Source organism: Burkholderia sp. Bp9140, from assembly GCF_003853425.1.
GTDB lineage: Bacteria > Pseudomonadota > Gammaproteobacteria > Burkholderiales > Burkholderiaceae > Burkholderia.
In genome coordinates this window covers 151,023-170,819 of the sequence record NZ_QTPQ01000007.1, presented here as the reverse complement: position 1 = coordinate 170,819, position 19,797 = coordinate 151,023, and the positions used below count along the sequence as shown (strand labels likewise).

The window sequence follows — 19,797 nt, the reverse complement described above, 5'->3', positions numbered from 1 at the left end:
CTTGGATCGAATTGAGTCGGCGCGGCCCGGAGCGGCGCGGCCGGGGCCAAGGATAAACCATTCCGCGCGCCGTCCTCAAAACAGGACACAAATGCGACGCTCGGCAACCAGGCACTCGCGATGCGGCTGGTTCTCGCGGCGGCGCTCGGCAGCGTCATCGGCTTCGAGCGCGAGCGCCTTGCATGGGCGGCCGGCCTGCGCACGCCCATGCCGGTCGGTGTCGGCTCGACGCTCGTCATGAGCGTATCGGCGTTCGGTTTTGCCGATGTGCTTGGCAGCCGCGATCACATCGTGCTCGATCCGTCGCGGATCGCCGCGCAGGTGCTGTCGGGCATCGGTTTCCCCGGCGCGGGCACGACGAGGTGCGCATCGCGCTCGGCCGCGTGTCGGATCTCGAATGCCGCGCGATCGGCGACAAGCTGCGCGGGCTGTCGTGCGTGACGCGGTTCGTGGAACGCAACCGGTTGTCGGGCGACGCGTGGACGGCATCCGATCGGCCGGATCGGCGATCGGTCATGCGACAATGGCCGTCACTGATTCCGTTCGACCTCCGATTCCGCGCTCGCGGGCCTGTCATCCGACTCCATGACCGAATCCGTTTCCCTGCCTCGCTCCCGTTCCCGCTCCGACCGCTCGTCGGCCCGTTCTCGCCCGCGCGCCGTCGCGGCCGCGGCAGACACCGCCGCCAAGGCGGCCGCGCGGCCCGGCAGCACGGCGGGCGGCGATGCGCCGCGGGACGAACGCACGCTCGACCTGTTCGGCGATCCGGTGCTCGAGCCGGCGGCGCGTGCGCCGGCCGTTGCGCGCGACGACGCGGTGGCGGACGGCGAGACGGTGCCGGACGGCGAGGACGCCGGCCGGCAGGCGACACTGGACGGATTCACCGCCCCCGGCGACGCTGCCGGTGTAGCGGAGCACACGCTCGACGTCGCGACGACGACAGGGGCGGCATCGACACATGAAAACGGTGAGACGGTCGATGCCGATGCCGATGCCGCGCGCGATGCCGACGCAGCGAAGCTCGCCGACGTGCGACAGTCCGATGATGCCGCCGCGCCCGTCGGGCACGCCGAAGCCGCGCGGACGCCAGGCGAGACCACGAAGGGGCGTCGCGCATCCTCCGGCGGCAAGCGACGTGCGGCCGCCGGCGCACGCGAAGCGGCAGCGGTGCGCAGCGCGCCGGAAGCGGCGGCTGCCGGCGCCGGGCCGGAATCGCCTCCGGCGCATACCGCACCATCCGCTGAACCGCAGGCGACGGCCGAACCGGCCGAGCCCGCGGTTGCCGCGATTGCCGCGATCGCCGCGAGTCCTCGCGACGCTGCGCGAGCAACCGCGGCGTCGGCCTCGCCGGTCGTGCCGCCGGTGGCGTCCGCGGCGTCGTTCGTGACGAAGCCGTCGGCGGATCGCGTGCAACCGGCCGCGCCGGCCTTCGATCCCGACACCCATCTACGTCCGCTGTCGGATCGGCTTGCCACGCTGCAGGCCGAGACGGCCGGCATCAAGCAGGCGGCCGATCGCGAGATGCGCCGCGTCAACCGGCTGCTGCTGGCGCTGGCGGCCGTCGTGTTCGCGGGACTCGTCGCGCTGGTGCTGCAAACGCGGCAGATCGCGAACCTGAAGCAGGATCTGGAAGCCCGGCAACAGCGGATCGACCGGCTGGCCGCGGATCTGTCGACGCAGCAGGCAACGCTGATGACACTCGCGGAACACCACGAAGCAATGCTGTCGCAGGTCGACCGGCTTCAGCGCAACGCGAACCGTGAGGCGGCAGCCACAAGGCGCGCGCGTCGAACGCACTGAATCTTCCGACCCTACCTGCAAACCAAGGCCTGACAAGGCGGGTGATGACGGTCTGTCCGTCGGCGGTGGCGCGGGTGCGGCAAACGGATGCGAGGAGCTGGCAGAGTTCAGGGAAAACCCTTAGAATGGAGTCAATCTAAGGGAAAACCCTAGCGCCATCTGTCAGGAGTCTCACATGAGCTTCATTTTCGCCCTGCTGCAAAAGATCGACGACCTGTTCGTCTCCCCGCACCTGCCGCTCGACGCCGAATACTCGTACGCCGCGCGTCACGCCGAAGCCGAGCGCGTGCGTCGTGCGAATCTCGTGCCGATCGTCCTGTATCGTCGCTGATTCGCTGATTCGCTGATTCGCTGATTCGCTGATTCGCTGATTCGCTGATTCGCTGATTCGGCGCGGCGCTCGCCGCAACTGCCTGCCCGTTTTCCACCGCCGCATCGCGCGCCGGTGCGGCCGTCCCGCTACACTGGAAGTTCGACTTCCCTCGCGACACCCGGGCCATGCTGCAGATGCGGCCGATGACGGCCGGCGAATTCCACGCATACCGCACGCGCGCCATTGACGGCTACGCGCGCGATCTCGTGTCATCCGGGCAGAACGAGTCCGGCGACGCGGCGGGCCGCGCCCGCGCCTGCTTCGATACGCTGCTGCCCGACGGCCTGCTCACCTCCGGCCAGACACTCGTCCAGCTGATCGACGCCGCCAGCGGCGACACGGTCGGCGACCTCTGGTACGCGATCGTGCCCGAAGGGCCGAACCGCACGCTGTTCATCTACGACCTCGAGATCGTCCCGTCCCGGCGCCGCCAGGGTTGGGCCACGCGCACGCTCGATGCGCTCGAGGCAGAGGCACGCCGTCATGGCGTCACCGAAATCGGATTGTCGGTGTTCAATCACAACACGGCCGCACGTGCGCTGTATCGGGCCTGCGGCTTCGCGCCGATCACGACGACGCTGATCAAGCCGGTCGTCCCGGGCTGACCCCGTCCGTTTGTGTGCGTGCCGGTGACGTGCATGGCCGTTTCCGCGGCTTTTTTCCGGTTACCTGTCCCGACGCAGGGCATGCAACCCGCGCCCGCAGGTCGGCTGGCGCCGCACTTTCCCCATTCCATGCGCGACGAGCGCCGGACGGCCATCGGACGGTCCGGCGCTCGTCGCGACCCGCTCGTCGCGGCCCGCATCAGCGTGCGCGGCCTTTCCATCTGCGCAGCAGCAACGCGTTCGTCACGACGCTGACGCTGGAGAACGCCATCGCCGCCCCCGCGATCACCGGGTTCAGCCAGCCGAGCGCCGCGAGCGGCACGCCGATCAGGTTGTAGACGAACGCCCAGAACAGGTTCTGCTGGATCTTCCGGTAGGTCCGCTTCGAGATGTCGATCGCATCCGCGACGAGCGCCGGATCGCCGCGCATCAGCGTGATGCCGGCCGTATGCATCGCGACGTCGGTGCCGGTCGCCATCGCGATGCCGACGTCGGCCGCGGCGAGCGCGGGCGCGTCGTTGATGCCGTCGCCGACCATCGCGACGATCCCGCCGTGCGTGCGCTTCAGTTCGGCCACCACGCGCGCCTTGTCGTCGGGCAGCACCTGCGCATGCACTTCACTGATCCCGAGCGACGCCGCGACGGCCGCCGCGCTGCCGCGGTTGTCGCCCGTCACGAGTACGCTCGCGACGCCGCGCGCCGACAGTGCGGCGACCGCGTCGCGCGCGCCGGGCTTCACGGTGTCGCCGAACGCGATCAGCGCGAGCAGCGCACGCGGTGCATCGGCGCGCATCAGCCACGAAATCGTGTTGCCCGCGCGTTCGAGTTCCGCGGCACGCGCGTCGAGCTCGGGCGGCACGACGATGCCGAGCTCGTCGCGCCAGCGGGTGCTGCCGAGCGCGAGCAACTGCCCGGCGACGCGCGCCTCGACGCCGCGTCCGGCCACCGCGCGCGCGTCGGCGGCGACGGCCTCGGCCGAGCCTGCGGCGCCGCCGCGGGCCACGACGTCCGCATCGTGCGCGGCAACCACGGCGCGCGCGAGCGGGTGATCGCTTTGCCGCTGGACCGCGGCCGCGAGCGTGAGCGCTTGCTCACGCGGGATGCCGACCGCGTCGAACGCCGTTACGGACGGCTTGCCTTCGGTCAGCGTGCCGGTCTTGTCGAACGCGATCACGGTGGCGCGCTGCGCGAGTTCGAGTGCCTGCGCGTCCTTGATCAGCACGCCGTGGCGCGCCGCGACGCCGGTGCCGGCCATGATCGCGGCGGGCGTCGCGAGGCCGAGCGCGCACGGGCATGCGATGACGAGCACCGCGACCGCGTTGAGGATCGCCGTTTCGGTGCCGGCGCCGGCGATCAGCCAGCCGATCAGCGTCAGCATCGCAATGCCGAGGATCGCCGGCACGAACACTTCGCTCACGCGATCGACGAGCCGCTGGATCGGCGCCTTTTCCGCCTGCGCGGATTCGACGAGGCGGATGATGCGCGCGAGCGTCGTCTCCGCGCCGATCGCGGTGGTTTCGACGACGAGCGCGCCTTCGCCGTTGATCGAGCCGGCCGTGACCGGATCGCCGTCGTCCTTCGGTACCGGCAGGCTTTCGCCGGTGATCAGCGATTCGTCGACGTGCGAGCGGCCCGACACGATCCGCCCGTCGACGGGCACGCGCTCGCCGGGACGGATGCTGACGGTCGTGCCGACGCGCACCTGCGCGAGCGGCACGTCGCGTTCGACGCCGTGCTCGACGACGCGCGCGCGGTCGGGGCGCAGCGCGTTCAGCGCGCGGATCGCCTCGGTGGTCTGGCGTTTCGCGCGTGCTTCGAGCCATTTGCCGAAGCGCACCAGCGTGATGATGACGGCCGATGCCTCGAAATACAGGTGGCCCGGATGGGCGGGGTCGCGCAGCAGCATCCACAGGCTCAGGCCAAACGCGGCCGACGTACCGAGCGCGACGAGCAGGTCCATGTTGCCGGTGCGCGCCTTCACCGCATGCCAGGCGGCGCGGTAGAAGCGCGCGCCGAAGCCGAACTGGACGATCGATGCGAGCACGAGCTGCAGCCACCCGGGCAGCATCGCGTCGATGCCGAACGGCGCGACGAGCATCGGCACGACGAGCGGCGCGCTCAGCACGGCCGAGCCGATCACCAGATTGCGCTCGCGGATCGCTTCGCGGCGCTTGCGGGCGTCGGGGGTTTGCGCCGGGTCGGCGGCGCGGGCTTCGGCGGCACCGGCGGCGCCGGCATCCGGCGCGGCGGCGAGCGATGCGCGGTAGCCGGCCGTCGTGACCGCCGCGATCAGCGTGGCGGCGTCGAGCGCGCCGGCGCCATGCACCGACGCGCGCTCGGTCGCGAGATTGACCGATGCGCGCGCGACGCCCGGCACCGCGGCCAGCGCTTTTTCGACGCGGCCGGCGCAGGACGCGCACGTCATCCCGCCGATGTCGAATTCGAGATCGGCGGAAGCGGCCGATTCAGCGGAGGCGGCCGGTGGCGTCGCTGCGACCGGTGTCGCGGCATAGCCGGCTTGGTGCACGGCGTCCACCAGTTGCGACGCGGAAACGTCCGCCGCGGCGTCGACCGTCGCGCGTTCGGTCGCGAGGTTGACGGAAGCGCGCGTGACGCCCTGCACCTTCGCCAGTGCCTTTTCGACGCGCGACACGCACGACGCGCAGGTCATGCCGTCGATATCGAGTTCGATCGTGGTCGCGGTCGCGGGCAGTGCCGCCGGCGTTGCGGGCAGCGTTTCGGCGCGTGGCGCGTGCTCCGCATGCGCGGCTGCAACGGCTTCGAACGCCGCTTCGCGCACGGCCGCGCGATAGCCGGCCGCGCCGATTGCGTCGACGAGCTGCACGGGCTCGACCGTGTCCTGCGCGGTCACCGTCGCCGCATGCGCGTCGAGATCGACCGCGGCCTCGACGACGCCCGGCACGGCGGCCAGCGCACGCTGCACGCGGCCCGTGCAGCCGCCGCAATGCATGCCGTCGACGGTCAGTTCGATCGTTTGCACGCCCGCGGACGCGAGTGATTCAGTCATATCGGATTCCCCAAAGGCGCGGTTCGTGCCGCGAATGACTCCAGTATCAACATTCCCATCATGGGAAGGTCAAGGGGGCGATGCGTTGCAGGATCGCGCCGACGGCCGACGTATTCTCGCCGGTCATGCCGGTACGTGCAGTCGGCGGGCTGCTCTCGATAGGGGGCCGGATCAAGGAAAGTCCTGGCTGACGGCAGTCCGGCTAGCGCTCCACCCGTTATTCGGCATATTGGGGGATGCCCTTAGGCGCTATGATACCGGCCTGACATCAGCGCCCGCCCAGCGAACGGCGGTTGGGCAGGCTGGGGTGCCTTGCTTTCGCCGATCGTGAGTCGAACAAGGCGATGACTGACAAGAACGATATTCGGCCAGTACTCAATGATTGAAAACCAACGAGAATCAATTTCTCTGCGGCGCGCGGCAGGCGCGTCGCTGGTCATGGCGGCGCTGCTGGCGGGATGCGCGTCGCAACCGGACGCGATCCAGCGGAAAACCGGCTGGATGCGCGCCGAAGTGGCCGATTCCTATGTGTATGCATATCCGCTCGTGCTGATGGACGTCGCGAAGGAAGCCGCGACGGGCGGCGACGGCGCGCAGCCGGGCCAGGCGCCGCTCAACACGCTGCGTCATGCGCAGGCGCTGCCGCCCGTCGGCGCGCTCAACCCGCCGCTGCCGGGCGTCGACACGCTCGACTCGGCCGGCTGGCTCGACGTCGGCGCGGAGCCGGTGATCGTCACGCTGCCGGACACCCGCGGGCGCTACTGGGATGCCCGCGCGCTCGACATGTGGACGAACGTGCTGTGGTCGTCGTCGAGCGTGACGGCGCGCGTTGCTCACGGCGCCGCGCGATCGCAAACGATTGCCTTTGCCGCGAAGGACTGGCAGGGCACGCTGCCGAAGGGCGCGTTGCGTATCGACGTGCCGTCGGCCAACGCGTGGCTCGAAGTGCGGCTGCAGACGAGCGGCGGTCGCGACCTCACGAACGTGAAGAAACTGCAGCGGGCGATCCGCGTGGTGCCGTTGTCCGTCCATACGGGCAGCGCGCGCGGCGCGTCGGTCGCGGTCCATGCGGGCAGCGCGCCGTCGGAAGCCGCGAGCGGCGGCACGCCGGCCGAGCAGGTCGCGGCGCTCGACCCGAAGGCGTTCTTCACGCGCTTCGCGCAGGCGCTGCAGGACAACCCGCCACCCGCCGACGACGCGCATGCGCAGGAACTGCTGAACGATATCGGCGTGTCGGCCGGTTACCCGGTGCCGTGGACGGGCGATCGCCTGAGCGCCGCAACGGCCGGCGTCGCCGAAGCGCGCGCGCGGCTCGCGGCGCCGCCGCCGAACCTGCTGAACGCGAACGGCTGGAGCTGGATCGGCGACACGGCCGGCAAGTACGGCCAGGACTACGCGCTGCGCGCGTACGCGGCCTATACGCAGTTCGGCACCGCGACGCGCGACGACGAGACGCTCGCACTCGTACGCGTCGACAGCGACGGCCATCCGCTGAACGGCGCGAACCGCTACGTGCTGCATTTCGCGCCGGGTGCCTTGCCGCCGGTGCGCGGGTTCTGGACGCTCACGCCGTATGCGACGAACGGCGCGCTGCCCGACGTCGGCTCGACGCGCCGCTCGCTCGGCGACCGCGACCGGCTGCGCCGCAACCAGGACGGCTCGATCGACGTGGTCGTGTCGGCGTCGCCGGGCGGCACGCATGCGGCCAACTGGCTGCCGGCGCCGCGCGCCGATTTCGCGCTCGCGCTGCGGCTCTACGCCCCGAAGCCGCAAGCGAGCGACGGCGCGTGGATGCCGCCCGTCGTCGTCCGGAAATGAACGGACCGGCGCCGCCGCTGTCCGATCCGCGGGCGCGGCGCTCCGCGCCCGAACGCCGTTCCGTCACCCCCTGAGCCTATACTTTCGGGATAGCGTGCACGGCCGTGCCGGTTTTCCGGTGCGGCCCGGCATCCAATCCCGAGGCATTCAAGCATGGCAAGCGCAGACAAAGAAACCGTACCCTCGACCCTCCATGCCCTTGGCGGCATCGCGCGCTCGCGCCGGACCCGGCGTATCGGCCTCGGCGTGCTGATCTTCCTCGTTTTGTTCGGACTGCTCGGGTTCTTCGCGGCGCCGCCGCTGATCCGCCACGTCGCCGAACAGCAGCTGAGCCAGCAGCTCGGCCGGCCGTCCACGGTCCAGCGCATCGCGCTGAACCCGTACACGCTGAACCTCGAGGCCGACGGCGTGCACGTCGGCGAGCGCGGCGGCCAGGGCGACTTCATCGACATCGGCAAGCTCGTCGTGCGGCCGTCGTGGTCGTCGCTGTTCCGTGGCGCGCCGATCGTCAACGAAGTGCGCGTCGACTCGCCGCGCTTCCATGTCGTCCGCTACGACGCGCAGCGCTTCAACTTCACCGACCTGATCGAGAAGTTCTCGACACCGTCGAAGCCCGAAAGCAAGCCGACGCATTTCTCCGTATCGAACATCCAGGTCAACGACGGCCGGATCGACTTCGACGACCGCCTGCTGAACGAAAAGCACGTGATCGACAACTGGACGCTCGGCATTCCGTTCATCGCGACGCTGCCGTCGAAGACCGACATCTTCGTGCAGCCGAAGCTGCGCGCGCGGGTCGACGGCAGCCCGGTCGCGATCGACGGCAAGACGAAGCCGTTCGCGCAGTCGCGCGAGTCGGAAGTCGCGCTGAAGTTCGACCGGCTCGACGTGCCGAAGCTGATTTCGTACGCGCCGGCGAAGCTGCCGGTGATCGTCACGAGCGGCCTCCTGAGCAGCGACCTCACGCTGAACTTCGTGATGAGCGGCGACACGCCCGCGCTGCGCGTGTCGGGCACCGTCGACCTGAACGACGCGAAGGTCACCGGCCGGGCCGCCGAGCCGCTGTTCGCCGCGCGCGGCGTGCACGTCGCGGCCGCCGGCCTCGAGCCGCTGCGCAACGTGCTGCATTTCGACGAGATCCGGCTCGACCAGCCGGTCGTCGACCTGTCGCGCGACAAGCAGGGCGTGCTGAACGTCGAGAAGCTCGCCGGCCAGCCGGCTGCCGCGCCGAAGGCTGACGCGGGCGAGCCGGCTGCGTCGGGCGCCGCCGCATCGACCGTGGCCGCGACCGCCGCGAGCGCCGCTGCCGCCGCGAGCGGCGCGAAGGCCGATGCCGCCGCGAAGAAGGCGCCGCCGCTCGACCTGACGATCCGTCATTTCGCGATCGACGGCGGCACGATCAACGTCGACGACCGCGTGCCGGCGACGCCGACCGCGATGTCGCTCACGAAGCTCGCCGCGACGCTCGACGGCTTCACGCTGCAGGGCAGGACGCCCGCGAAGTACACGCTGTCGACGTCGCTGTCGCGCGGCGGCGACGTGAAGGCCGAAGGCGCGTTCAGCCTGGCGGCGAAGCAGGCCGACACGAAGCTGACGGTCGACGCGCTCGCGCTGCCGGCGCTGCAGCCGTATCTCGGCGAGGCGACCCGTGCGCGCGTGCTCGACGGCACGCTCGGCGCGAGCGTCAACGCGAAGGCCGACTGGGGCAAGACGCCGCTCGACGCGCAGGTCGCCGACAGCACGGTGAGCCTGAAGTCGCTGAAGCTCGCGACGCCGGACGCGAAGGCGCCCGCGATCGTGCTGCCCGACGCGAGCGCGAAGATTTCGAAGGTCGACGTCGCCGCGCGCACCGCGGAGATCGCGAGCGTCGACGCGACCGGGCTCGCGCTCGACGTGAACCGCCTGAAGGACGGCAAGGTCGACCTCGCGACGCTGGTCGAACCCGCGCAGGCGGCGGTGCCCAGGCGCACGGTCGCGCGCAAGGCCGAGGCGGCCGCGCCGTCGTGGCATTACCGGATCGACGCGCTGAACGTGAAGGACTCGTCCGCGAACTTCACGGACCTGTCGACGCCGCGCCCGGTGAAGCTCGCGATCAAGCCGCTCGACCTGTCGGTGCAGAAGATCAGCGACGACATGACGAAGCCGCTGCCGGTGCAGCTGAAGGCGACGCTGAACCGCAAGGGATCGCTGAACGTGTCGGGCGACGTGACCGCGCAGCCGCTGAAGCTCGGCCTGAAGATCAACGGCAACCGCCTCGACGCGGCCGCGTTCGAGCCGTACTTCGGCAGCGCGCTGAACGCGACCATCGCGAGCGCACTGCTCAACGCGCAAGGCAACCTGACGTTCGCGCAGGTGAAGGACACGCCGCGTGCGACCTATCGCGGCGATGTCGCGCTGGTCGACGTGCGGATGCTCGACAAGGCGACGTCCGACCCGTTTGCCGGCTGGCGCTCGCTCGCGCTGTCGAACCTGAAGGTGAACTACGACGAGAAGGGCACCGACGTCGACGCCGCGGTCGTGACGTTCTCGAACTTCTACGGCCGCGTGCTGCTCGACGCGCAAGGGCGTCTGAACCTGAAGGACGTCGTCGCGAAGGAGACGGGCCCCGCGCAGTCGCTGACGCGCGACGCGAGCAAGAGCGAACCCGTGCCGCTGTCGCCGGGCGTGACGCCGCCGGCCGCCGCATCGGCCGCATCGGCCGCGGCGGTGCAGCAGGCGTCCGCGCCGGCCGCCGCATCGGCGACGGTCGTCGTGAAGGCCGCGCCGCCGCCGCAGAATCCGGTGCGCATGCATTTCGGCCAGCTGGTGCTGCAGAACGGCCGCGTGACCTACACCGACAACTTCATCAAGCCGAACTACACGGCGAACCTGGTCGCGATCAAGGGGACGGTCGGCGCGTTCGGCACGGACTCGACGACGTCCGCGCCGGTCGACGTCGCCGCGAACCTCGCGGGCAACGGGCCGATCTCGATCAAGGGCTCGGTGAACCCGCTGATCGAGAAGCCGGCGCTGGACCTGACGGCGACCGCGCACGACATCGAGCTGACCAACCTGACGCCGTACTCGGCGAAGTACGCCGGCTACCCGATCACGAAGGGCAAGCTCAACGTCGACCTGCACTACCAGCTCGCGAACGACCAGCTGTCGGCCAACAATCACATCTTCATCGACCAGCTCACGTTCGGCGATCACGTCGACAACGACACGGCGACCAAGCTGCCGGTGAAACTCGCGATCTCGCTCCTGAAGAACACGCGCGGCCAGATCGACGTGAACCTGCCGGTGTCGGGCTCGCTGTCGAACCCGGAGTTCAGCATCGGCGGGCTGATCTGGCGCGCGGTGCTGAACCTGATCGCGAAGGCCGTCACGTCGCCGTTCACGCTGCTCGCGAATGCGTTCGGCGGCAGCGGCGGCGAGGAGCTCGGCTACGTCGAGTTCGCGCCGGGCTCGTACCAGCTGGACGATGCGCAGCAGAAGAAGCTCGACACCGTCGTGAAGATGCTGACCGAGAAGCCGTCGATCCGGCTCGACCTGATCGGCCGCGTCGATCCGGCGAAGGACACGCCGGGGCTGCGCGACGCGTACGTCGATCGGCTGGTTCGCCAGCAGAAGCTGAAGGACGTGGTCGGGCAGGGCGAGAGCATCGATCCGATGTCGGTGAAGGTCGATCCGGCCGAGTACGGCAAGTACCTGGCGCGTGCGTACAAGGCCGCCGACTTCAAGAAGCCGCGCAACCTGATCGGCCTGCAGAAGTCGCTGCCCGATGCGGACATGAAGAAGGCGCTCGCCGATCACGCGCCGGCCGACGACAACGCGCTGCGCACGCTCGCGCAGCAGCGCGCGCAGGCCGTGCGCCAGTATCTCGACGGCAAGATCGATTCGAGCCGCATGTTCGTCGTGGCGCCGAAGCTCGATGCGAAGGGCATCGAGGACAAGGGCGCGACGACGCGCGTCGACTTCGGCCTGCAGTAAGCCGTTGCGTCATCCTCGGCCGCCGCGTCCGCACCAGCCGGGCGCGGCGGCTTTTTCCTTCAGCGCGCGGCGATCGCCGGTTCGCGCTTGTCCAGCTCCTTCCTCGCGGCCAGCGGCAGACGCGCGTCGTCCCACTGCGTCAGCCATTCGACTTCCTTCGTGGTGAATACCGGCCCGTAGTTGCGCACCGCGTACTGCAGCGCGTCGACGACGTGGTGGCGAATGATTTCGGGGGTGCGTGCATCGTCCAGCACGAACCGGAGAGCTTCCAGGGTCGACATACTCGTGCTCCGGGTCAGGGAAAACCCTTTATCACACGCCAATAGTCGAGCGCCAACCCGAAAAAAAATCGCGCGGCGGGCGAGGGCGCGCACCGTGCACCGGCCCGGTGCGGACGCCGGGCGCACGCGTCGCTTCGTGCGCCGGTTCGCCTGGCTTTGCGACCGCTTCATGTCACTTGCGATTGGTTACGTTTGATAGAGAACAGAAAGCCCCGCTTCATGCGAGCGCCCCACGGCGCGGCGATATTTTGCGCGCCTGATGGCAAGTCACGCAGTTCAACGTCAATCGATGAGGTGGGGTGATGAGGTCTTTCCTTGGTAAGCAGCGGAAGTGGGTGGCGATGGTGGCGGGCGCGCTGGCGCTCGCAAGCGCGGGTGCGCACGCGGCGCAACAGAACGGCAACAGTCAGGGCGAGGATCACGGCCGCGCGAACCGCGTCGTGAAGCACGTGCTGCTGATCAGCGTCGACGGCCTGCACGAGCAGGATCTCGCGCGCTGCATCGGCGCGAACACGTGCCCGAACATCGCGGTGCTGGCGAAGAGCGGCGTGACGTACACGAATGCGTACACGCCCGGCCTGTCGGACTCGTTCCCGGGCCTCGCGGCGCTCGTGACGGGCGGCTCGCCGAAGACGGCCGGCCTGTTCTACGACGTGTCGTACGACCGCAACCTGTACGCGCCGGGCGACACGACCTGCACGGGCAAGCAGGGCTGGAACGTGGTGTTCGACGAGACGACCGGCATCGATGCGCAGAACGGCGGCGCGCTCGTGCACCTCGACGGCGGCGGCGCATTCAACCCGCAGGCGATTCCGCACGCGAAGGTCGACGGCCAGTGCGTGCCGGTGTACCCGCACAACTACGTGAAGACCAACACGGTGTTCGAGGCCGTCAAGGCCGGCGTGCCGAACGCGCATACCGCGTGGGCCGACAAGCACGCGTGGGGCTACGACTGGCTGAACGGCCCGTCGGGCACCGGCGTCGACGATCTGATGCGCACCGAGATCAACTCGATCGACCCGGCGACGAACACGAACTATACGGACGTGTATTCGCATACCGCGCAATTCGACAACCTGCACGTGCAGGCGCTGATCAACCAGATCAACGGCCGCGATTCGACGGGCACGAAGAGCGCACCGGTGCCGACGCTGTTCGGCGCGAACTTCCAGACGCTGAGCGTCGCGCAGAAGGCGCTGGTAACGAAGGGCGGCGGCTACCTGGATGCGAACTTCACGCCGAACGGACAGGTCGCGAACGCGATCACGTATGTCGACAACTCGATCGGCCATGTCGTCGCGGCGCTGAAGCAGGCGAACCTGTATTCGTCGACGGCGGTGATCGTCACGGCGAAGCATGGTCAATCGCCGACCGATCACACGAAGCTCGTGAAGAACGGCGACACGCTGACCAAGCTGCTCGAAGCGAACAACTATCTCGACCCGAACGGCAACTTCGGCCAGAACAACACGACGACGGGCAACCCGAACGACGGTTCGGGCCTGGTCGGCACGGGCCTCGTGCAGACCGACGACGTCGGCCTGATCTGGCTGCGCGACCGCAATCAGCGCACGGCCGTCGTGGAGACGCTGAAGGCGAACCTGGGCTGCAACGCGCCGGGGATCTGCGCGGACGGTGCGCAGGCCTACATCCTGTACGGCGCGGCGCTCGCCGAGCGCTTCGGCGATCCGGCCAACGGCCGCACGCCGGACATCATCGTCCAGCCGAATCCGGGCGTGATCTACACGTCGAGCACGAAGAAGGACGAGGAGCACGGCGGCAACGCGCCGGACGACAGCCACCTCGGCTTGCTCGTGTCGTATCCGGGCCTGCATCGCGCACGCACGGTGACCGACACGGTCGGTACGAAGCAGGTCGCACCGACGATCCTCGGGCTGCTCGGCGCGAACCCGCGCCTGCTGCATGCGGTGGTGGCCGAGAACACGCGCGTGCTGCCGGGGCTCGGTATCGAGCGCTGACGACGCCTGCCGGGTGCCGCCGCCGGGGCGGTGTCCGGCACACACGGGACGCGCGGCGGTGCGCCCCGCTTCATGACGATGGCGGGCCGGCTCACGCCGGCGCGCATTCGTCCAGCATCCATTCCCTGAAGTGCCGCAACGCCTCGCTCGTTTCGAGGCGCTCCGGCGCGTAGCACAGGTAGTGCCCCTGCGCGTCGACGTCGACGGGCGCGTCGAACGGCTCGACGAGCGTGCCGGCCGCGAGATTGTCCGCGATCAGGAAGCGCGGCACGAGCGCGAGCCCGAGCCCCGCCTGCGCGGCCTGGATCAGTACCGAATACTGTTCGAAGCGCGGCCCGGCGAGCGCATTCATCTGCGTGGCGCGATGGCGTTCCGCCCACGCGGACCACGCGATTTCCGCCTGCTCGTGCACGAGGCGCGGCGCCTTCACGGTGTCGGCGGGCGTGCGCAGCGCATGCCGCTCCGCGAATTCGTGCGAGCAGACCGGCACGAAGGTCCGACCGTCCAGGTAATCGCTGCACACGCCTTCCCATGTGCCGTCGCCGTAGCGGATCGCCGCGTCGAGCCCGAACGGGAAGATGTCGCCGTGCGCGAGATGGCGGCGAAAGCTCAGCGTGACGCTCGGCGCGACCGCCAGGAAGCGTGTGAGCCGCGGCACGAGCCACTTGGTCGTAAACGTCGGCACGCTCGCGATCGTCAGCAGGTCGCTGTTCTCGCGTGCGCTCAGCAGTTCGATCGACGCGTTGCCGATTTCGCGCAGCGGGCCGACGACGCGTGCGTGGTACACCTGCCCGGCGCGCGTGAGCACGAGGCTGCGGCCCTCGCGCACGAACAGCTTCACGCCGAACAGTGCCTCGAGATTCGCGATCTGCCGGCTGACCGCGCTGGGCGTCAGCCCCAGTTCCCGGGCCGCGTAGGAGAAGTTCAGGTACTTCGCGGAACTCGCGAACGCGTGCAGTTCCGCGACGTTCGGATACAGGTGCTTCATCGCGGCTATTCCTTCTGCGCACAGATCGATGCGGGCTTTGTACGTTTTTTTCATGACGATGCCATGTCGACGCCGCACACTGCCGCCATTCCGAAAACGCGTGACAGCCCCGCCCGGCGGGCGTTGCGCGGTGTGTTTGTCTCTTTCCCGCGAGTGTTTCCATGCCTGCGTCCACCGCCCCGGCACTGGCCGATGGTGTTCCGATTCGTCGTAACAAACCGGCGGGCCCGCGCATCGGCCGGCTGTTGCTGCAGGCGCTTGTCGCGGTATTCGGGCTCTACCTGCTGCTGCCGATCGTGCTGCTGCTGGTCGGTTCGGTGGGCCAGTCGTGGACGAACACGCTGCTGCCCACCGGCTTCACCGGGCACTGGTTCGCCGACCTGGCCGCGAACCGCAGCTTCACCCGCGCCTTCGGCGTGAGCCTGACGGTGGCGCTGGCGTGCTGCGCGCTCAACGCGGTGATCGGCCTGCCGCTTGCCTATGCGCTGCATCACCGCGCACAGGCCGGGCGCGGCATGGCGACGCGCATCATGATGCTGATGCCGGTGGCCGTGCCCGCGCTGACGCTCGGCTTCGGCTACATCGCGATCTTCAGCGGCGACACGCTGCCGTGGCTCGGCACGCTGCCGCTGATGATCGCGGCGCACGCGGTGCTGACGCTGCCCTACCTGCTGCAGACCCTGCTCAGCGATCTGCGCCACCTGGGCCTCGCGCGCCTCGAGGCCTGCGCGGCGACGCTCGGCGCGACGCCGCTGCGCCAGTTCTTCACGATCGTGCTGCCGAACCTGCGGCACAGCCTGTTTTCCGGGCTCGTGATGGTGGCCGCGCTGTCGATCGGCGAATTCCAGATCTCGAACCTGATCGCCGGCTTTCGCTACCGCAACTATCCGATCGTGCTGCTGCAGGCGTTCTACGGCGCGTCGGGGATGGCGTGCGCGGCCACCGTCGTGCTGCTCGTCCTCGCCGTGCTCGCGACGCTCGTGTCGGTCGGCACCGTGCAACGTATGAAATGAGTCCGTCATGAGTCTCGAATTCGAACACGTCAGTTTCCAGTATCCGGGCGCGCGTCACGGCGTCGACGACGTCACGCTGGCCGCCGCGCAAGGCGAACTGCTCGCGGTGATGGGCCGCAGCGGGTCCGGCAAGTCCACGCTGCTGCGGCTCGCGGCCGGCCTGCTCGACGGCGGCAGCGGCCGCATCGCAATCGGCGGCGACGACATGGCGGGCGTGCCCGTGTGGCGGCGCGAGGTGGGCATGGTGTTCCAGCACTACGCGCTGTTTCCGAACCTGTCGGTGGCCGACAACGTCGCGTACGGGCTGAGGATGCGCGGCGTCGCGGCCGATGCCAGGCGGCGGCGCGCGCACGAGATGCTCGAGCGCGTCGGCTTGTCGGCGCATGCGGAGCGCGGCATCGCGATGCTGTCCGGCGGGCAGCAGCAGCGCGTCGCGCTGGCGCGCGCGCTCGTGATCGAACCGAAGCTGCTGCTGCTCGACGAGCCGCTCGCGGCGCTCGACGCCGGCATCCGCCATCAGCTGCGCGACGAGATTCGCGCGCTGCAGCGCGCGTGCGGCGCGACGACGCTGCTCGTCACGCACGACCAGGACGAGGCGCTGAGCATGGCCGACCGCGTCGCGATCGTCGACGGCGGACGCGTGCTGCAGGTGGGCACCCCGCGCGACCTGTACGAGCGTCCGGCTTCCGCGCAGGTCGCGCGCTTCGTCGGGCATTCGACGCTGCTGCGCGGTCGCGTGATCGCGCACGACACGGTCGACGTGCGGTTCGCGACGCTGCGCGTGGAGACCGGCGCGCACCGGCCGGGCGACGCGATCGAGGTGCTGGTGCGGCCCGAGCACGTCGAGGCCGATCCGCCGGAGCACGGTGTGAACCGCATCGACGGCAGCCCGGGCGACGTGCGCTACTTCGGCGCGACGCAACGTTACGACTTCATTCCCGCCGGCTCGGCCGACCCGCTGCTGTGCGAAGGCCGCTTGCCGGCTACGCGCCGCATCGCGATCGAGCCGCGCCATCTGCTCGTGCTGCCGGCTTCGCCGGCCGCGCAGTGACCCCTTTCATTCAACGGAGATTTCCGATGCTTGCAGGCCAACCCCTTGTGAAGACCCTGCGTGCCGGCGTGCTGGCGCTGTGCGCGCTCGCGGCGCTGGCTGCCGCGCCGGCGCATGCCGCGCCGCTGTATCCGGGCGAGGACGCGCTGTATGCGAAGGCCGCCGACGAAGGGCTCGTCGTGTCGTTCGACACGGGCCCCGAATGGGCGAACTGGAAGGCGCTGTTCGCCGAGTTCCGCAAGCGCTATCCGAAGGTCGAGCTCACCTACAACGACATCGGCTCGGCCGCGACCGTGGTCGCGCTCGACAAGTCGCGCCGCCGTCCGCAGGCCGATACCGCGTACTACTTCGCCGCGTCGGCGCTCGATGCCGAGAGCAAGGACGTCGTCGCGCCGTTCAAGCCGGTCAACTTCGACAAGCTGCCCAACGTGTTCCGCTCGACGGACGGCCGCTGGTTCGCGGTGCACTCGCTGAACATCGCGTTCCTCGTCAACCGCAAGCTCGTGAAGAACGTGCCGCAGCGCTGGTCCGACCTGCTGAAGCCGGAATATCGCAACACCGTGGTCTATCTCGACCCGCGTTCGACCGGGCAGGGGCAGGTCGCCGTGTTCGCGGCCGCGTATGCGAATGGCGGCAGCGTCGAGAATCCGAAACCGGGCGCGGAATTCTTCGGCAAGCTGAAGAGCGCTGGCAACGTGCTGCGCGTCGAGGGCACGACGCCGTATGCGAAGTTCGTGAAGGGCGAGATTCCGATCCTGATCGGCTATGAGAACGACGGCCTGAAGGCGAAATACGTCGACGGCATGGGCGATGCGGCCGACGTCGTGATTCCGCAGGACGGCAGCGTGTCGGCGCCGTATGCGATGAGCCTCGTGAAGAACGGACCGAACCCGTCCGCCGCGCAGCTCTGGCTCAACCTGGTGATGAGCGACGTCGGGCAGGCGCTGTTCGCGCAGGGCTTCGTGCGGCCGGCCGTGCCCGGCACGCCGGTCGCGCCGGACGTCGCGGCGAAGCTGCCGAAGGCGCCGCAGGTGCGCCCGCTCGACGTGGCGAAGGCGGCGACGCGCAAGGCCGAGGTCGACCAGCTCTGGTCGCAGGCGACGCTCGGCAACTAAGGGGCGCGCGATGCAGACCTCCCTCGCGGAACGCGGCGCGCTGCGCCGCTTCGGCGCGGCCCCGGCGGCGGGTTTGCTGGCGGTGTGCTTCGTGCTGCCGCTCGCCGCGCTCGTCGGCTCGGCGTTCACGGACGGCGGCCGCGCATTCGGCGCGGTGCTGCGCGACCCGCTCGTCGCCGATGCGATCGCGCGGTCGCTGGCGCTGGCGGTCGGCGCCGGCACGCTGTCGGTCGGCGTGGGCGTGCCGGTCGCGTTCGCGCTGGCCGGGCAGTCGCCCGCCCGTCGCCACTGGACGCTCGCGCTGCTCGGCGTGCCGCTCGCGTTCTCCGGGCTGGTGATCGCGTACGGCTTCATCCTCGCGTTCGGCCGCGCCGGCTTCGTCACGACGCTGGCGGCGTCGCTGGGCGCGGACCCGAACGTGCTCGGCGGCGCGATCTACACGATGCCGGGGCTGGCGGTCGCCTATGCGTATTACCTGATTCCGCGGGTCGCGCTGATGATCTATCCGGCGCTCGCGAATCTCGACCGGCGGCCGCTCGAGGCGGCGCTGACGCTCGGCGCGCGGCCGTGGCGCGCGTGGCTCGACGTCGCGTGGCGCGAACTGTGGCCGTCGGTCGCGTCCGCATGGTGCCTCGTCACGGCGATCGCGCTCGGCACCTACGGCACGGCGCTCGCGCTGGCCGGCACGCAGATCAATATCCTGCCGCTGCTGATGTATCTGAAGCTGTCGGACGGGCAAACCGATTTCTCGCAGGCGGCCGTGCTGTCGATCGTGCTGACGGCGATCTGCACCTGCGTTCTTGCATTGGGGGAAGGCCTTGTTCGGCAACGACGTCATTGAGTGGTCGGAAGCGGCGCGCGACGCGCTCGCGCAACTCGCGCAGCGGCAGCGCGGCGCACGGCGGCATCGCATGCCGGTCGGTTTGATCGGCCCGCGTGACGCGACCGGCGAGCAGATGCGGGTCGCGGAGCGGGTCGCACAGGCGCTCGCGGCGACGGGCGTCGCCATCGTCGGCGGCGGCAAGCAGGGCGTGATGGAGGCGGCCGCGCGCGGCGCGCAGGCGGCCGGCGGGTGCGTGATCGGGCTGTTGCCGGAAGACGATGCAACGCACGCGAATCCGTATCTGAGCGTCGCGCTGCCGACCGGGCTCGGCATCACGCGCAACGCGCTGATCGCGCGCGCGTCGCTGTGCCTGATCGCGGTGGGCGGCGGGCTCGGCACGCTGTCCGAGATCGCGCTCGGGCTGCAATGGGGCAAGCCGGTGTTCACGATTTGCGACGCGCCGCAGGTGGCGGGCGTCGAGTGCTTCGACGAAGCGGATCCGCTCGTCGCACGGGTCGCGCGGTGGCTCGCCGAATCGGCGTAGGCCGCGTCCCGCGCGATCGAAGGCCGGCCGTGTCCGCACGCACGTGGCGGAGCCGGGCTTGAAACGGAGCGCGCGACCCGCCATATTGGCTGCGCACGACCGTTCAACGACGCCTCCAGAGGATTCCCGATGCGCCTTTTGCTTGCCCTGCTGTTGCCGTGGTTCCAGTTCTTCACGATCGGCCGCCCGATCGCCGGCATCATCTGCCTGATCCTCCAGCTCACGATCATCGGCTGGCTGCCTGCCGCGATCTGGTCGGTGTATGCGCTGAGCCAGTACAAGACCGATCGCAAGATCGAGGCGGCGCTGCGCGAGCGGCGGTAGGCGGGGCTCACCACGCCGACTCCACGGCGTGATTTTCATTTCGGCAGAAATTTATATAATTCACTGAAACTCAGTGGATTAAT

The 19,797-nt window shown here is 69.6% G+C and carries 15 protein-coding genes and 1 pseudogene; 13 read left to right on the top strand and 3 right to left on the bottom strand.

Translation table 11 applies throughout. From position 1 onward, the window contains the following. Positions 1–120: 120 nt before the first annotated feature. From DIE21_RS08580 to DIE21_RS08570, 4 genes and pseudogenes are all read left to right on the top strand, one after another. A pseudogene (locus tag DIE21_RS08580) lies at positions 121–357 on the top strand (MgtC/SapB family protein); the annotation flags it as partial. Between the two features lie 228 nt (positions 358–585). After that, a complete protein-coding gene (locus DIE21_RS08575) occupies positions 586–1,800 on the top strand; it encodes a flagellar hook-length control protein FliK (protein WP_124497289.1) in 1,215 nt (404 codons plus the stop codon). Positions 1,801–1,975: 175 nt separating this feature from the next. Next, positions 1,976–2,131 carry a hypothetical protein gene (locus DIE21_RS37135; protein ID WP_011548928.1) on the top strand — a complete coding sequence of 52 codons (156 nt, stop codon included), beginning with the start codon at positions 1,976–1,978 and terminating at the stop codon, positions 2,129–2,131. A 167-nt stretch (positions 2,132–2,298) separates the two neighbouring features. After that, positions 2,299–2,778, top strand: coding sequence for an N-acetyltransferase (locus DIE21_RS08570; protein WP_124497288.1), 480 nt, complete (start codon positions 2,299–2,301; stop codon positions 2,776–2,778). A 199-nt stretch (positions 2,779–2,977) separates the two neighbouring features. On the opposite strand, the gene DIE21_RS08565 is transcribed toward DIE21_RS08570, so the two are convergent. After that, positions 2,978–5,806, bottom strand: a complete 2,829-nt coding sequence (locus tag DIE21_RS08565) for a heavy metal translocating P-type ATPase (protein WP_124497287.1) — start codon at positions 5,804–5,806, stop codon at positions 2,978–2,980. 378 nt (positions 5,807–6,184) lie between these two features. On the opposite strand from DIE21_RS08565, the gene DIE21_RS08560 reads away from it, so the two are divergent. Continuing rightward, a complete protein-coding gene (locus DIE21_RS08560) occupies positions 6,185–7,624 on the top strand; it encodes a DUF1254 domain-containing protein (protein ID WP_124497286.1) in 1,440 nt (479 codons plus the stop codon). Between the two features lie 153 nt (positions 7,625–7,777). Continuing rightward, the gene (locus tag DIE21_RS08555; RefSeq protein ID WP_124497285.1) at positions 7,778–11,596 is read left to right on the top strand and encodes a DUF748 domain-containing protein; all 3,819 of its coding nucleotides are present in this window, start codon (positions 7,778–7,780) and stop codon (positions 11,594–11,596) included. A gap of 59 nt (positions 11,597–11,655) precedes the next feature. On the opposite strand, the gene DIE21_RS08550 is transcribed toward DIE21_RS08555, so the two are convergent. After that, a complete protein-coding gene (locus tag DIE21_RS08550; RefSeq protein ID WP_124497284.1) occupies positions 11,656–11,877 on the bottom strand; it encodes a hypothetical protein in 222 nt (73 codons plus the stop codon). 302 nt (positions 11,878–12,179) lie between these two features. Between DIE21_RS08550 and DIE21_RS08540 the strand changes: the two genes are divergently transcribed. Then, entirely contained in the window at positions 12,180–13,856 is a 1,677-nt protein-coding gene (locus tag DIE21_RS08540; RefSeq protein ID WP_124497283.1) for an alkaline phosphatase family protein, read from the top strand. A 91-nt stretch (positions 13,857–13,947) separates the two neighbouring features. Here DIE21_RS08540 and DIE21_RS08535 read toward each other — a convergent pair whose 3' ends face one another. After that, positions 13,948–14,844 carry a LysR substrate-binding domain-containing protein gene (locus DIE21_RS08535; protein ID WP_124497282.1) on the bottom strand — a complete coding sequence of 299 codons (897 nt, stop codon included), beginning with the start codon at positions 14,842–14,844 and terminating at the stop codon, positions 13,948–13,950. Positions 14,845–15,005: 161 nt separating this feature from the next. On the opposite strand from DIE21_RS08535, the gene DIE21_RS08530 reads away from it, so the two are divergent. The 6 genes from DIE21_RS08530 (at position 15,006) to DIE21_RS08505 (ending at position 19,714) form a co-directional block, all read left to right on the top strand. After that, positions 15,006–15,857: an ABC transporter permease gene (locus DIE21_RS08530; RefSeq protein ID WP_124497281.1), complete on the top strand. Its 852-nt coding sequence runs from the start codon at positions 15,006–15,008 to the stop codon at positions 15,855–15,857. A 7-nt stretch (positions 15,858–15,864) separates the two neighbouring features. Next, positions 15,865–16,908, top strand: a complete 1,044-nt coding sequence (locus tag DIE21_RS08525; protein ID WP_124497280.1) for an ABC transporter ATP-binding protein — start codon at positions 15,865–15,867, stop codon at positions 16,906–16,908. 26 nt (positions 16,909–16,934) lie between these two features. After that, positions 16,935–18,023, top strand: a complete 1,089-nt coding sequence (locus DIE21_RS08520; protein WP_124497279.1) for an extracellular solute-binding protein — start codon at positions 16,935–16,937, stop codon at positions 18,021–18,023. A gap of 10 nt (positions 18,024–18,033) precedes the next feature. Further along, entirely contained in the window at positions 18,034–18,864 is an 831-nt protein-coding gene (locus DIE21_RS08515; RefSeq protein WP_124497278.1) for an ABC transporter permease, read from the top strand. A gap of 70 nt (positions 18,865–18,934) precedes the next feature. After that, positions 18,935–19,390 carry a TIGR00725 family protein gene (locus DIE21_RS08510; protein ID WP_124497314.1) on the top strand — a complete coding sequence of 152 codons (456 nt, stop codon included), beginning with the start codon at positions 18,935–18,937 and terminating at the stop codon, positions 19,388–19,390. Positions 19,391–19,519: 129 nt separating this feature from the next. After that, complete coding sequence (locus DIE21_RS08505) at positions 19,520–19,714, top strand: YqaE/Pmp3 family membrane protein (protein ID WP_014900862.1); 195 nt, start codon at positions 19,520–19,522, stop codon at positions 19,712–19,714. The last annotated feature ends 83 nt before the right edge of the window (positions 19,715–19,797 follow it).

Bases quoted from the DNA above. Each gene is read 5' to 3' on its own strand.
- DIE21_RS08575 (WP_124497289.1), top strand. From the start codon at position 586: ATGACCGAATCCGTTTCCCTGCCTCGCTCCCGTTCCCGCTCCGACCGC.
- DIE21_RS37135 (WP_011548928.1), top strand. From the start codon at position 1,976: ATGAGCTTCATTTTCGCCCTGCTGCAAAAGATCGACGACCTGTTCGTC.
- DIE21_RS08570 (WP_124497288.1), top strand. From the start codon at position 2,299: ATGCTGCAGATGCGGCCGATGACGGCCGGCGAATTCCACGCATACCGC.
- DIE21_RS08565 (WP_124497287.1), bottom strand. From the start codon at position 5,806: ATGACTGAATCACTCGCGTCCGCGGGCGTGCAAACGATCGAACTGACC.
- DIE21_RS08560 (WP_124497286.1), top strand. From the start codon at position 6,185: ATGATTGAAAACCAACGAGAATCAATTTCTCTGCGGCGCGCGGCAGGC.
- DIE21_RS08555 (WP_124497285.1), top strand. From the start codon at position 7,778: ATGGCAAGCGCAGACAAAGAAACCGTACCCTCGACCCTCCATGCCCTT.
- DIE21_RS08550 (WP_124497284.1), bottom strand. From the start codon at position 11,877: ATGTCGACCCTGGAAGCTCTCCGGTTCGTGCTGGACGATGCACGCACC.
- DIE21_RS08540 (WP_124497283.1), top strand. From the start codon at position 12,180: ATGAGGTCTTTCCTTGGTAAGCAGCGGAAGTGGGTGGCGATGGTGGCG.
- DIE21_RS08535 (WP_124497282.1), bottom strand. From the start codon at position 14,844: ATGAAGCACCTGTATCCGAACGTCGCGGAACTGCACGCGTTCGCGAGT.
- DIE21_RS08530 (WP_124497281.1), top strand. From the start codon at position 15,006: ATGCCTGCGTCCACCGCCCCGGCACTGGCCGATGGTGTTCCGATTCGT.
- DIE21_RS08525 (WP_124497280.1), top strand. From the start codon at position 15,865: ATGAGTCTCGAATTCGAACACGTCAGTTTCCAGTATCCGGGCGCGCGT.
- DIE21_RS08520 (WP_124497279.1), top strand. From the start codon at position 16,935: ATGCTTGCAGGCCAACCCCTTGTGAAGACCCTGCGTGCCGGCGTGCTG.
- DIE21_RS08515 (WP_124497278.1), top strand. From the start codon at position 18,034: ATGCAGACCTCCCTCGCGGAACGCGGCGCGCTGCGCCGCTTCGGCGCG.
- DIE21_RS08510 (WP_124497314.1), top strand. From the start codon at position 18,935: ATGCCGGTCGGTTTGATCGGCCCGCGTGACGCGACCGGCGAGCAGATG.
- DIE21_RS08505 (WP_014900862.1), top strand. From the start codon at position 19,520: ATGCGCCTTTTGCTTGCCCTGCTGTTGCCGTGGTTCCAGTTCTTCACG.